We start from the raw sequence: 13439 nt of genomic DNA, 5'->3' as shown, positions 1-13439 counted from the left end.
ATGAAATACTATTCCACCAACCACCAGGCCCCCGAGGCCACGCTGCGCGAGGCCGTGGAGCGCGGCCTCGCCCCCGACCGGGGCCTCTACATGCCCGAGCGCATCGAGCGGCTGCCGGCCTCGTTCTTCGACCGCATCGCCTCCATGTCGTTCCCCGACATGGCTTTCGAGGTGAGCCGCGCTTTCTTCGGCGAAGACGTGGACGAGGCCTCGCTGCGCCACATCGTGGCCGACACGCTGACATTCGACACGCCCGTGGCCCCCGTCGACGGCAACATCTTCAGCCTCGAACTCTTCCACGGCCCCACGCTGGCCTTCAAGGACGTGGGCGCCCGCTTTATGGCACGGCTGCTACAACACTTCATCCACCGCGATGCAGCCGACGGCCGTCCCGTGAACGTGCTCGTGGCCACCTCGGGCGACACCGGATCGGCCGTGGCCAACGGCTTTCTCGGCGTCGACGGCATCCACGTCTACGTGCTCTATCCCAAGGGCAAGGTGAGCCGCATCCAGGAAAGTCAGTTCACCACGCTGGGCCGCAACATCACCGCCCTCGAGGTGGACGGCGTGTTCGACGACTGCCAGGCCCTGGTGAAGAGCGCCTTCATGGACCCCGAACTCAACGCCCACATGAAGCTCACCTCGGCCAATTCCATCAACGTGGCCCGTTTCCTGCCCCAGGCGTTCTACTATTTCAACGCCTACGCCCAGCTTCTTCGCGACGGCCGGCTGCGTCGCGAGGGCGGCCGCAGCAACCTCGTGGTGTGCGTGCCGAGCGGCAATTTCGGCAACATCACGGCCGGCCTCTTCGGCGTGCGCATGGGACTGCCCGTGAAGCGGTTCATCGCTGCCAACAACGCCAACGACGTCTTCTACAACTATCTGCAGTCGGGCCAGTACCGTCCGCAGCCCAGCAAGCAGACGCTGGCCAACGCCATGGACGTGGGCGACCCGAGCAACTTCGCCCGCATACTCGACCTTTACGGCTCCAGCTGGCCGGCCATCAGGGCCGACATCAGCGGGGCCACCTACACCGACGACCGCATCCGCCAGACCATGCGCCAGTGCCACGAGCGCACCGGCTACGTGCTCGACCCCCACGGAGCCTGCGGCTACCAGGCCTTGCGCGAGCAGCTGCAGCCCGACGAGCTGGGCGTGTTCCTCGAAACAGCCCATCCGGCCAAGTTCAAGGAGCAGGTAGACCGCATCCTCGGCACCGACATCGCCATCCCCGAACGCCTCCAAGCCTTCATGCGCGGCACCCGCCACAGCGTGCCCCTGCCCGCCAGCTTCGCCGCCTTCAAGGAGTATCTGATGCAGCAGTAGGAGAAAACGGCATCGTTCCATCGGCCGTTCCATTTTGATGAAACACATATCCGGCATTGTTCCATCGGCCATGTGGTTTCGATGAAACGGGCAAATGGTATCATTTGAACAAACATGCGATATGACTTGAACGGGCGTAGGGGCCGGCGCAAAGGCCGGTTCCTACGCCCGTTCCGTTTGACCAATCCACCCATCCCCCGTTGCATGCCCGGCCGTCACGGCGTTGTCACGTTGTCATAACGCCGCAATCGCATCGCCATTCCACCGCAATCGCATCGCCTTCACGGCGCAATCGCCGCGCGTTTGCGCCGTCATCGTCCGCCCTCCACCGCGCAGCATCCGTGAAATCTGTGGAATCTGTGAGAAAAAGCACCGCGCAGCCACATGTCCAATATGTTGTTATGTCCAAATCCCCACCCCGCAGCCCACGCGCCATCCGCGGCTTCTGTCCCAACATCCACGCCCCCGTCCTTTCCGCCCTTTCCTGTCAAACGCACAAATCCCGGTGGTGTATGGAGCCATGGAAACCGTCCAAACAGGCACCCTGACAAAAACAATTCGGCGAAAATTCTTTTTTTTCCCGATATACCATTACCTTTGCAACAGGTTATTCGGACGATGCAAGGCGTTGCGTGTCATCGAAGAAGACAGGCCGCCCAATCCGTCGCCCCACTCATTTGGCAGCCCGCTTTCTTCCCAATAGCCAAGTGGTTTGAGACTTTTCTGTGATTTATAATTAAAAACTAATGTATGTCTGGTAATTTGAACTCTATCAGAATGGCGCTCGTCGGCCTGCTGCTGTTGGTGGCAGGAAGCCTGTCGGCGCAGACAATCAAAGGTACGGTGAAGGACAACACGGGCGAGCCCGTGCTCGGAGCCACCATCCAGGAAGACAGCGCACGGGCCAACGGCACCGTGACCGACCTGGACGGCAACTTCACCATCACGCTCAAAGGCAAGAGCCGGAGGCTCAGCGTGTCCTACGTGGGCATGAAGACGCAGCTGGTCAACGTGGACGGCAAGACCTCGGTCAGCGTCACCCTCGAGGACGAGGCCACCAGTTTGAACGACGTGGTGGTCATCGGCTACGGCACGGTGAAGAAGAAAGACCTCACCGGCTCGGTGTCGTCCATCTCGGCCAAGGACATTGCCGGCGTGCCGGTGGCCAATGTGGGCGAGGCCATGACCGGCAAGCTGGCCGGCGTGAGCATCACCACCACCGAGGGTTCGCCCGACGCCGACGTGAAGATCCGCGTGCGCGGCGGCGGCTCGCTCTCGCAGGACAACTCGCCGCTCTACATTGTCGACGGCTTCCCCGTGAGCGGCATCGGCGACATTGCACCGTCCGAAATCGAGAGCATCGACGTGCTGAAGGACGCCTCCTCCACCGCCATCTACGGCGCACGGGGCGCCAACGGTGTCATCATCATCACCACCAAGAGCGGCAAGGAGGGCAAGACGCAGGTCAGCTTCAACGCTTCGCTGGGCTGGAAGAAGCTCTCCAAGGAGGTCAAAGTCATGAGTCCTTACGACTATGTGGCCTATCAGCACGAGCTCGGTTCCACCGACTACGGCAACTACGAAGACCTCGACATCTGGAAGAGCAACGCCGGCAGCAACTGGCAGGACGAGCTCTTCGGCCGCACGGGAACGCAGCGGCAGTACAACGCCAACGTGAGCGGGGGCACCAAGGACCTGAAATACAACGTGAGCTACGCCCACAACGGCGAGAACAGCATCATGCTCAACTCCGGATACCGCAAGGACAACATCAACGCAAAAATCAACGCCAACCTGAGCAAATGGCTGTCGCTCGACTTCAACGCCCGGCTGGCCAATGCCAAAATCAACGGTCTGAGCGGCGGCGCGGAGACCAACCAGAGCAACGCCGCCAACTCCATCGTGGCCAACAGCATCCGTTTCCGCCCCGTCGATCCGCTGGCCTCCAACGACGACGACGAGTCGACCAACTCCTCTTCGCTCAAGGATCCGCTGCTCCGCATCAAGGCCACCGACCGCATACAGCGGCGTTTCCGTCAGGACTATAACGCCGGACTGAACTGGAAGCCCTGGAAGAACATCACGTTCCGCTCGGAGTTTGGCTACGGCTGGAGATACGAAGACGACAACTATGTGTGGGCCGCCGATGCCGTGCAAAGCTCCAAATTCGCCTTCAACGGCCAGCCGCAGCTCGACTATGTGCACCAGGAATACAAGTCGTGGCGCAATGCCAACACCGCCACCTACGACAACAGGAAGCTCTTCGACGGCCGCGACCGCCTCACGCTGCTCGTCGGACAGGAGTGGAGTTCCACCCGGCACACCGCGCGGGAAAACACTGTTGTGGCCTTCCCCTCGACCATGACCATCGGCGAAGTCAAGGCCAACACGGGCGCGGGAACGCCGCTTCCCGTGGTGACCACCATTGCCGCCGACGACAATATGCTCTCCTACTTCGGGCGTGTGAACTACACGCTCAACGAGAAATACCTCGCCACGCTGGCCCTGCGCGCCGACGGCTCCTCCAAATTCGGCAAGAACCACCGCTGGGGCGTCTTCCCGTCGCTGGCCCTCGCTTGGCGCATCAGCGACGAAGCGTTCCTCAAAGGCAGCAAGGTTTTGTCCAATCTCAAGGCGCGGCTGAGCTTCGGAACCGCCGGCAACAACCGCATCCCGGCCGGCCAGCTCTACCCCGTCTACAGCATGGCAGGCAACGACGGCAAGGCCCCTTACTTCAATGAGGAGCGCGGCGCACAGCTCGAACGCGGCACCTACCTGTCCAATCCCGACCTGAAATGGGAGACCACCATCACCCGCAACTTCGGCATCGACTACGGATTCTTCGACGGACGCATCAACGGTACGCTGGATTTCTACTGGAACACCACCAAGGACCTGCTCATGCGAACGGAGATTCCGGCCAACACGGGCTACAATTTCCAGTACCAAAACATCGGCCAAACCTCCAACAAGGGCGTGGAACTCGCCCTCAATGCCGCCATCGTCGAGCACAAAAACTTCGCGCTCAACGCCACGTTGAACGTGGCTTGGAACAAGAGCAACATCGACAAACTGAACTACAATTCGCCCTGGCAGAGCAGCAATTTCGCCGGAAGCAACATTGCAAAATACGAAGATTTCTACGTGACCGAGGGCGGACGGCTGGGCGAAGTCTGGGGCTACCGCACCAATGGCTTCTTTACTGCCTACGACCCTGTGCGCAATCCGAACGGCGAACTGGTGCTCAACGGCACCACATGGAAGCTGCGCGACGGCGTCAAGGACAACAGCAACACGCTCACCGGCGGCCAGTACTATCCCGGAGGACTGAAATATCAGGTCGACGGGAACGGCGACCCCGTCAAGCAGAAGCTGGGCAACACCATTGCTCCGGTCACCGGCGGCTTCGGCCTCAACGGCAATTGGCACAATCTCGACTTCTCCATCTTCCTCGACTATTCGGTGGGCAACAAGATCGTCAACGGCACCAAACTGGTCAATGCGTTCTATGCCGGCTCGGCCAGGGGCTACAATCTCGTGGACGATTTCAGGCTCGGCAACCGCTATACATGGATTGATCCCGCCACGGGCATGAACCTGGCGCGTCCCTCGGCCGACATTCTGGCCCACTATGGAAGCGGCGACGCCATTGCCACGCGCCTGTACGAGCTCAACGCCGGCGCGGCCATCTACAACCCGGCAGCCGTGAGCAACATGTACATCAACGACTACGCCGTGGAAGACGCCTCGTTCCTGCGCCTCAATACACTGACCGTAGGCTACACGTTGCCCGCCAAATGGATGAAGATTATCTTCATCAGCAGCATCCGTCTCTACTTCACGGCCCACAACCTCTACTGCTTCACCAGCTACAGCGGCTACGATCCCGAGGTGGATACAAGCAGCAAAAGGAACGCCATGTGCCCCGGCATCGACTATGCCGCCTACCCCAAGAGCCGCACGTTCGTGGGTGGCGTGAACATCACTTTCTAATCATCAGACAGCATTCCCATGAAAAAGATAATCACAGTTTGCACCATTGCAGCCGCCCTGGCCGGGACAACGTCGTGCTCCGACTTCCTCGACCAGAACTCGCCATCCGAGCAAAACGCCGAAAACACCTACAATTCGGCATACTATACCAGCCTGCGCGTCAACAAAATCTACGGCGGACTGACCCAGGACCAGACCTATTCGCAGTACATGAACATCGTTTGGGGCCTGAACAGCGACATAGAATTGGTGGACGGCCTCGGCAGCGACGCAGCCAATACAGGCAGCGAACGCGGCAACATGAACTACAACGCCTCGCCGGGCTGGAGCAGAATCTCGTCGCTGTGGGACAAGGCCTACGGTGTGATCGAGGACTGCAACACCACCATCGAGGGCATCGAGGGCAGCCGTCTCCTCGCTGCCGGCAGCAGCGAGCGGGCCGTCATGCGCCGCTATGAGGGCGAGGCCCTCACGCTGCGAGCCATGCTTTACCTGGACATGATTCGCTTCTTCGGCGACATTCCCATGAAGATGGAGCCGTCGCGAAGCGACCTGGGCAACGCCTATCTGGACAAAACCGACCGCGACGTCATCATGGACTCGCTCATGAACCAGCTGGACCGCGCCATCGACTACCTGCCCTGGGCCGGCCAGAACGGCTACACCACCGAGCATGCAACCAAGGGATACGCCCACGCCCTGCTGGCACAGATCGCCCTTACCCGTGCCGGCTACGCCATTCGGGAGCAGGGAAAGGACGGTTACGAGACGGCAAGCTACAGCGACGCCACCTATCCCACGCAGCGGCCGGCCGCCGAAATGCGCAAGACGCTCTACGAGCGGGCCCTCGCCCACCTCGCGGCCGTCATCAAAAGCGGCGTGCACGCCCTTAACCCCTCGTTCCGAAACGAGTGGGAACTCCTGAACCAACTCAAGCTCGACCAGAGCTATCGCGAGAACTTGTTCGAGGTTCCGATGGGCCTCAACGTGAGTAGCGAGCTGGGTTACACCGTCGGCGTGCGCATGAACGGCGTGACCTCGCGCTTCGGCTACGGCAATTCGTCGGGCAAGATGAAGCTCACGGCGCCCTTCTTCTACTCGTTCGACAAGAACGACACACGCCGCGACGTGACCTGCTCCAACATACAATACAAGGAGGACAAGGACGCCAGCGGCAACAAGGCAACCGTTTGCCAGATGCTGGGCAACACGCCTTTCGGCATCTATGTGGGCAAGTGGGACCCACGGATGGAGGGCGAAGCCTGGCTCTCGCAGAACAAACAGGTGTCGCAGAAGCACCTCACGGGCATCAACTGCGTGAAGATGCGCTACGCCCAAGTGCTGCTGATGTATGCCGAAGTGATGAACGAACTGGCCGGCCCCGACGGCCACTACACGGGCGACGCCGGGCTCACCGCCCGCGAAGCGCTGGGCCAAGTGCACGAGCGCGCCTTTGACAGCCAGCACAAGGCACAGGCACAGGCCTACACCGCCACGCTTCCTGCCGGCAAGGAAGCCTTCTTCAGGGCCATCGTCGACGAGAACGCCTGGGAACTTGCAGGCGAGGGAGTGCGCAAGTTCGACCTGATTCGGTGGAACCTCCTCACGCAAAAGACACTCGAGATGAAGGCTCAGTACCTGGCCGACGTGGCGGCCGCCGAGGCCGATCCAGACAACAGCGGCCGCTACCAGAAGACGGTTTACTTCAACTATACCGACGCCACGAAGACCGACATAGACGAGAGCAGCAGCACCTGGTACGGGCTGCCCGAGGGCAAGACGGCGGCCGACTACACGGGAAGCGCCAGCTCTTTCGGCGCGGCCAAGACGGCAGACAAGACCGACAAGAACGTCTACACCAACCTGCCATCCATTTCCAGCGGCCTCGTGGGCTCGGCACTCGCCGTCGGCGACACGCCCGACGTGACGGTGAAGAACCGTTACCTCGTGCCCATCGCCTCGACAACCATCTCCACTTCCAACGGCCACCTGCACAATTCCTATGGCTACGGGGACTAAACATCACGCACTTCATCAACGCATCATCATGAAAAGTATCAAGCATAGCATCTGCACGGCCGCCGTGGCGACGCTGGGAGCGCTCTCCCTCGCGTCGTGCACCGACGGCAACGACTGGAACGTGGACAACACGCTGAACCGTCTTTTCGGCACCACCGACATCTCGCTCGACATCCATGACACCAAAGTTGGTGTGGCCTTCACCGAGATCAAGGGGGCCGAGGGCTACCAGGTGGAGCTGAGCACAGACTCTCTTTATGCCGACGAGGTGGCCCCGGGCTCCATCGTCGACACGCTACGCGGCACGCCCGACACCCTGCGCAACCTCACGGGCGAGACCAAATACTACCTGCGCATGCGCTCCATCGCCCAGGGCAAGGCGGCTTCGCGCTGGGTGTACTACAAGAACAGCCGCGGCCATCGCTACTTCGTCACCAAGTCGGAACAGCTCTTCCGCGACCTCACCCCGGCCGACGTGGACGAGAGCACGGCCCACGTGAGCTGGCGGGCGGGCCAGCAGGTGACCCACCTCGTGGTGCTCAAGGGCGGCGAAACGGTGAAGAGCATCGAGCTCGGAGCCGACCCAATAGCCGCCGGCGACTACACCATCACCGGACTGCAACCCACCACCACCTACACCGTGAACCTGATGAACGGCACCGCCAAGCGCGGCACACTGACCCTGACCACCACTGCAGCCATGCCGGCGGCCAGCTACAAGTACTACCTGCCGGCCGGCACCAAGGAGCTTACACAGGACATGCTCGACCAGATTGCGGCCACGGCGCAGCAGAAAGCGGGCAGCAACACCAACTACAGCGTCACCATCGGCATCGCCGCCGGCCAGCAACTGGCCCTCTATGGCAGCAACGCCGAGGAGGGCAAGACCTCGCTGACCATCCCCGACGGCATGGCCGTCACCTTCTTCGGACTGGCTGGCGACGCCCCCACGCTCAAGCTGCAGAAGGCGCTCAACCTTGAGGGCAGCCACGCTTACGTGCGCTTCCAGCACCTGAACATCACCGACGACGGCGCGGGCTACTTCGTCAACCAGTCGAAAACAGCCACCGTAGACGAGTTCGGCGTGGACAATTGCGAAGTGAGCGACTTCGCCACGGCCTTCTTCCGGCTCCAGGGAACGAGCGGCATCTCCGTGAACACGCTCAGCCTGAACAACAGCATCTTCCACGACATGTGCAGCGGATACTCCTTCATCCACGTGGACGCGGGCAGCGGCAAGGGCAAGGTGAACCGCATACGCATGGCCAACTGCACGCTCTACAACATTGCCACGGGCGGCAAAATGCTCATATTCAGCAAGAAAACCAACATGGAATCCATCGCCATAGACCGTCTGACGATGTACAACTGCATAGGCAACGGCAACTTCCTCATCGACTTCGGCGACAAGACTTTCGGCGCAAACAGCATCACCATCAGCAATTCGCTGTTTGCAAAAACGCCCGACGACGTGACCAACAAGAACCTGCGCTGTCTGCATGCACCCGTCGTGACCAACACCTACACCACCTCCGACTTCTTCAAGAAGATAGACGGGGCCACGGCGCTCGACGCTGCAGCCGGCGACGTGTTTGCCGACCCGGCCGCCGGTAACTTCACCCTGAAGCCCGCATACACCCGCCTCGGCGCGGGCGACAGCAGGTGGGACACGATTGATTAACCGGCCGTCCACCCGTCTTTCTCCGTCCGTCCGCCCACCGCAGGGCGGGCGCGGGCACATACAAAAGGCCCCACCGCCATGCGGTGGGGCCTTTCCGTCAAATTCTTCGCGCCGTTGTCGCCATGCGTCTGCGCCGTCATCGCAGGGCGTCTGCGCCGTTTTCGCGATGCGATTGCGCCGTCGCCGCCGCGCGATTACACCGCCATCGCGGCACCGTCTCCAGCCCTGCGCCGCGCCGCCACCAAGGGGCCGGCGCGCTGCGGGGCCGCCGCGCCTACTTCTTGTCGGGCAGGTGGAACTGGTAATCGTTGTCGAACACCTTGCCCACGTTGTTGATTTCGAGGAACGTGGTGCCGCCGCCCTCACCGAACGAACCGGAAAGGTAGGCTATCTTGTCGTCGGGTTGGATGTAGCCTTTCTGCCTCAACATGCGCAGGGCAGCCGAGAACATGTACTCGGACGAGACGTGGTCTTTCTGGTAAATGGGGATGACGCCGTAGGAAAGGTTGAGCCATCGCTGCGTCTTCTCCTTGTAGCAGATGGCCAGGATGGGCTTGGGGCCGCGGAAAGCAGCCAGGTCGCGGGCCGTCTCGCCCGTCTCGGAGTCGGTGATGATGCCGGCCACGCCCAGATGGCGCGACGACTCGATGGCGGCGTGGGCCAGGAACTCCTTCTGCGTGCAGTTGTCGTTCAGGGGCACTTCGTAGTGCTCGCCGAAGTTCTGCCGGTCTTTCTCGGCCTGCTCTGCAATGGCCGACATGGTCTCGACAGCCTCCACCGGATAGCGTCCCGAGGCGGTCTCGCCGCTGAGCATCAGGGCGTCGGTGTTGGAATAGATGGCGTTGGCAATGTCGGTCACCTCGGCGCGCGTGGGCCTCGGATTGCCAATCATGGTGTGGAGCATCTGTGTGGCCACGATGACGGGCTTCTTCTTCTGCACGCACTTGCGGATAATCATGCGCTGGATGCCGGGTATCTGCTTCACGGGCACCTCGATGCCCAGGTCGCCGCGGGCAATCATGATGCCGTAGCTGGCGTCGATAATCTCGTCGATGTTGTCCACGCCCTCCTGGTTTTCTATCTTGGAGATGACCTTGATGTCGGAGTGATGCTCGTCGAGAATGTCCTGCACGGCCTTCACGTCGGCGGCCGAACGCACGAAGCTGTGGGCTATGAAGTCGATGTCCTCCTCGATGGCGAGCAGGATGTTGCGGCGGTCTTTCTCGGTGAGTGCAGGCAGATTGATGTGCTCGCCGGGCACGTTCACGCTCTTGTGGGCGCCCAGCACGCCGTCGTTGGTGACGCGGGTGAAGACCGTCGGGCCCACAATGTCGGTCACTTTCATGTCGATGGCGCCGTCGTCGAAGAGGATGTCGTCGCCCACTTTCACGTCGCTGGCAATGTCGGGGAACGAGAGATTCACGATGTCGTGGCTGCTGTCCATGCCGGGACGGCCGAAGATTTTCACCACGTCGCCCGTCTTGTACTCGATGGGTGCCTCCACGCCGGTGGTGCGCACCTCGGGGCCTTTGGTGTCGATGAGGATGCCGATGTGGGGCGACACGGCCCGCACGTTGCGGATAATGGTGCGGATACCGTCGGGTGTGGCGTGGGCGGTGTTCATCCGAACCACGTTCATGCCTGCAAAAAACAACTTGCGCAGGAAGTCCACGTCGCAGCGGCGGTCGCTGATGGAGCAAACTATCTTTGTCTGTTTCATAATTCCAAGGGGATTATTTGGGGAGATAACGATTGATGTCTGAATACTCTTGCAAAGGTACTTAAAATTTCGCAGAACGGCCTTTACGGCGCAAAATAAAATCGGGCACGCAAAGGTTTACGTGCAATTAATGTGCGGCGGCGTGCCGACCTGCGGTTTATTTGCTTAACTTTGCAGCGACTTTGAAAGCGCAGCATCGACAATTCCATTCAGAAACAACATCATATTCAAGACAAATCATGAAAGCATTGCAAGCACTCAACAAGCGCACGGCACCGAAAAGCGCCATGCCCGAGCGTATCATTCAGTTTGGCGAGGGCAACTTCCTGCGCGCCTTCGTAGACTGGATTGTCTACAACATGGACCAGAAGACCGACTTCAACGCGTCGGTGGTGGTGGTGCAGCCCATCGAACGGGGCATGGCCGACTGGCTCAACGGCCAGGACTGCCTGTACCATGTGAACCTGCAGGGCAAGGAGAACGGCCGGCCCGTGGACACGCTCACCCGCATCGACGTCATCAGTCGGGCCCTCAATCCCTACACGCAGAACCAGGCCTTCATGGCCCTGGCCGAGCAGCCCGAGATGCGGTTTATCATTTCCAACACCACCGAGGCCGGCATTGCCTTCGACGAGAGCTGCAAGTTCAGCGACGCTCCGGCCGCCAGCTATCCCGGCAAACTGGTGCAGCTGCTGTTCCACCGCTACAAGTTCTTCGGCGGAGACCCCACCAAGGGCATGATTCTGATGCCCTGCGAGCTCATCTTCCTCAACGGCCACCACCTCAAGAAGTGCATCTATCAGTACATCGAACTCTGGAAAAACGACCTGGGCGACGACTACGAGGGCTTCAAAACGTGGTTCACACGCCACTGCTACGTGTGCGCCACGCTCGTGGATCGCATCGTGCCGGGCTTCCCGCGCGACACCATTCAGGACATCCAGCAGAAGATTTGCTACCGCGACAACCTCGTGGTCAAGGCCGAGAGCTTCCACCTTTGGGTCATCGAGAAGGCCGAGAACATGACCGTGGAACAGCTCAAGGCCGAGTTCCCTGCCGAAAAAGCCGGGTTGCATGTGCTCATCACCGACAACGAAAAGCCCTACCATGCCCGCAAGGTGACCCTGCTCAACGGCCCTCATACCGTGCTCTCGCCGGTGACATTCCTTAGCGGAGTGGACATCGTGCGCGACGCATGCGAGCACCCCGTACTGGGCAAGTACATCCACAAAGTGCAATTCGACGAGCTCATGCAGACGCTCGACCTGCCCATGGAAGAGCTCAGACAGTTTGCCGCCGACGTGCTCGAACGCTTCGAGAACCCGTTTGTGGACCATCAGGTGACGAGCATCATGCTCAACAGCTTCCCCAAATACGAAACGCGCGACCTGCCCGGCGTGAAGATTTACTTGGAGCGCAAGGGCGAGCTGCCCAAGGGGCTGGTGTTCGGACTGGCCGCCATCATCACCTATTATAAAGGTGGACAGCGCGCCGACGGCACAGCCATCGTGCCCAACGACGACCCGAAAATCATGGCCCGGCTGGCCGAACTCTGGGCCACGGGCGACACGCGGCAGGTGGCCGAGGGCGTATTGGCCTTCGACTACGTGTGGAAAGAGAACCTCAACCAGACTGTTCCCGGCCTCGCCGCACTGGTCAAGGAGTACCTCGACCTCATTCAGGCCAAGGGAATGCTCGAGGCCGTGAAGACCATTCTGTAGGAAACGGATAACACAAAAACCCGTCCACCAAAAACAATCATCCCGTCCGGACGCAACGATCCGGACGGGATGATGGTTGAAACGGGGCCTCGTTGTGGCACCCCTTATGGTTTTTGCCCGCAGGAACACGCCCCGCGCGGGCCGCCAATCAACGTATGCGGTCCATTGACCGCACCAGCTTCTCGTCGGCTTTCACCCCGGCACGCGCCAGCACCAGCAGCACCACGGCCACCAAGGGCAGGCAGAAAGCAAAGTGAACGCGCAGCGACGTGGAGGCCGAATCCACCGACCCCAGGAACCAGTAGCCGGCAAAGGCGGCATACCAGGCCAGGCAGAGCACGATGTTGGCCGTGCACAACGCCATCTGAACAGGGCGCCGACGATAGAGGAAAATGCTGATAAGCGTCAGCGAGCCCACCACCACCAGGTCGACAAAAGGCAGCGGATGGGGGTCGAAGCCCCTGCCCGAATACAGCCCCAGGCTATACCAACGCACGCCCTCGCCCATGGCTTTGGGCTCCAGCGTGGCCACCGGCAGACACAGGCAAACGATGACGCATGCCAGGGCCAGCAGCAGAAAGAGGGTCTGTTTGCGCTGAATCATCAGGCCTGCTCCGTCTGGTTATCCTGCGAGGGGTCGCGCCAATACACGTTGCCCTCGATAAATTCCTGCGTGGCCAGCAGCGTGGCCTTGGGCAGTTTCTCGTAGTAACGGCTGATTTCTATCTGCTCACGGTTCTCGAACACCTCTTCGAGCGAGTCGTTGTAGGAGGCGAACTCGGCCAGTTTCTTGTTCAGATCCTGCTTGATCTCTGTAGAAATCTGGTTGGCGCGCTTGCCAATGATGGCCACACTCTCGTAAATGTTGTTCGTCTCGTCACAGAGATCCATGATGTTTCGGGTGACGGTGTTGACCGGAGCTTTTGACTTTTTGTAATCCATGTCTATTGTTGGGTTTTAAATTTTGGCGTTGCCGGCA

The 13439-nt window shown here is 60.5% G+C and carries 8 protein-coding genes; 5 read left to right on the top strand and 3 right to left on the bottom strand.

Features of this window, described 5'->3' with window-relative positions:
• The 4 genes from thrC to PREDE_RS11285 all read left to right on the top strand — a co-directional run bounded on the left by thrC (position 1) and on the right by PREDE_RS11285 (position 9019).
• Positions 1-1326 (top strand): threonine synthase, encoded by a 1326-nt coding sequence (thrC, locus tag PREDE_RS11300; RefSeq protein ID WP_005847631.1) that lies wholly within the window; start codon positions 1-3, stop codon positions 1324-1326.
• Between the two features lie 750 nt (positions 1327-2076).
• A complete protein-coding gene (locus PREDE_RS11295) occupies positions 2077-5319 on the top strand; it encodes a SusC/RagA family TonB-linked outer membrane protein (protein ID WP_005847633.1) in 3243 nt (1080 codons plus the stop codon).
• An 18-nt stretch (positions 5320-5337) separates the two neighbouring features.
• A complete protein-coding gene (locus tag PREDE_RS11290) occupies positions 5338-7338 on the top strand; it encodes a RagB/SusD family nutrient uptake outer membrane protein (RefSeq protein ID WP_005847635.1) in 2001 nt (666 codons plus the stop codon).
• A gap of 28 nt (positions 7339-7366) precedes the next feature.
• Positions 7367-9019 (top strand): DUF5123 domain-containing protein, encoded by a 1653-nt coding sequence (locus PREDE_RS11285; RefSeq protein ID WP_015310504.1) that lies wholly within the window; start codon positions 7367-7369, stop codon positions 9017-9019.
• Between the two features lie 274 nt (positions 9020-9293).
• Here the strand turns inward: PREDE_RS11285 and pyk are convergent, their stop codons facing one another.
• Positions 9294-10739, bottom strand: coding sequence for a pyruvate kinase (pyk, locus tag PREDE_RS11280; RefSeq protein ID WP_005847640.1), 1446 nt, complete (start codon positions 10737-10739; stop codon positions 9294-9296).
• A 239-nt stretch (positions 10740-10978) separates the two neighbouring features.
• Here pyk and PREDE_RS11275 point away from each other — a divergent pair, with 239 nt between their 5' ends.
• Entirely contained in the window at positions 10979-12460 is a 1482-nt protein-coding gene (locus PREDE_RS11275; RefSeq protein WP_015310503.1) for a tagaturonate reductase, read from the top strand.
• Between the two features lie 148 nt (positions 12461-12608).
• On the opposite strand, the gene PREDE_RS11270 is transcribed toward PREDE_RS11275, so the two are convergent.
• Together PREDE_RS11270 and PREDE_RS11265 are read right to left on the bottom strand one after the other, a co-directional pair.
• Complete coding sequence (locus PREDE_RS11270) at positions 12609-13064, bottom strand: DUF4293 domain-containing protein (protein WP_005847644.1); 456 nt, start codon at positions 13062-13064, stop codon at positions 12609-12611.
• The gene (locus PREDE_RS11265; RefSeq protein ID WP_005847646.1) at positions 13064-13402 is read right to left on the bottom strand and encodes a DNA-directed RNA polymerase subunit omega; all 339 of its coding nucleotides are present in this window, start codon (positions 13400-13402) and stop codon (positions 13064-13066) included. The genes PREDE_RS11270 and PREDE_RS11265 overlap by 1 nt, the downstream gene beginning before the upstream one ends.
• Between the last annotated feature and the right edge of the window lie 37 nt (positions 13403-13439).

Origin of the sequence: Prevotella dentalis DSM 3688, assembly GCF_000242335.1 — a bacterium.
Lineage (GTDB): Bacteria > Bacteroidota > Bacteroidia > Bacteroidales > Bacteroidaceae > Prevotella > Prevotella seregens.
This window is presented reverse-complemented; position numbering and strand designations above follow the sequence as displayed.

Coding starts and splice junctions, on each gene's coding strand:
- PREDE_RS11275 (WP_015310503.1), top strand. CDS start 10,979: ATGAAAGCATTGCAAGCACTCAACAAGCGCACGGCACCGAAAAGCGCC.
- PREDE_RS11270 (WP_005847644.1), bottom strand. CDS start 13,064: ATGATTCAGCGCAAACAGACCCTCTTTCTGCTGCTGGCCCTGGCATGC.
- PREDE_RS11265 (WP_005847646.1), bottom strand. CDS start 13,402: ATGGATTACAAAAAGTCAAAAGCTCCGGTCAACACCGTCACCCGAAAC.
- PREDE_RS11295 (WP_005847633.1), top strand. CDS start 2,077: ATGTCTGGTAATTTGAACTCTATCAGAATGGCGCTCGTCGGCCTGCTG.
- PREDE_RS11285 (WP_015310504.1), top strand. CDS start 7,367: ATGAAAAGTATCAAGCATAGCATCTGCACGGCCGCCGTGGCGACGCTG.
- pyk (WP_005847640.1), bottom strand. CDS start 10,739: ATGAAACAGACAAAGATAGTTTGCTCCATCAGCGACCGCCGCTGCGAC.
- PREDE_RS11290 (WP_005847635.1), top strand. CDS start 5,338: ATGAAAAAGATAATCACAGTTTGCACCATTGCAGCCGCCCTGGCCGGG.
- thrC (WP_005847631.1), top strand. CDS start 1: ATGAAATACTATTCCACCAACCACCAGGCCCCCGAGGCCACGCTGCGC.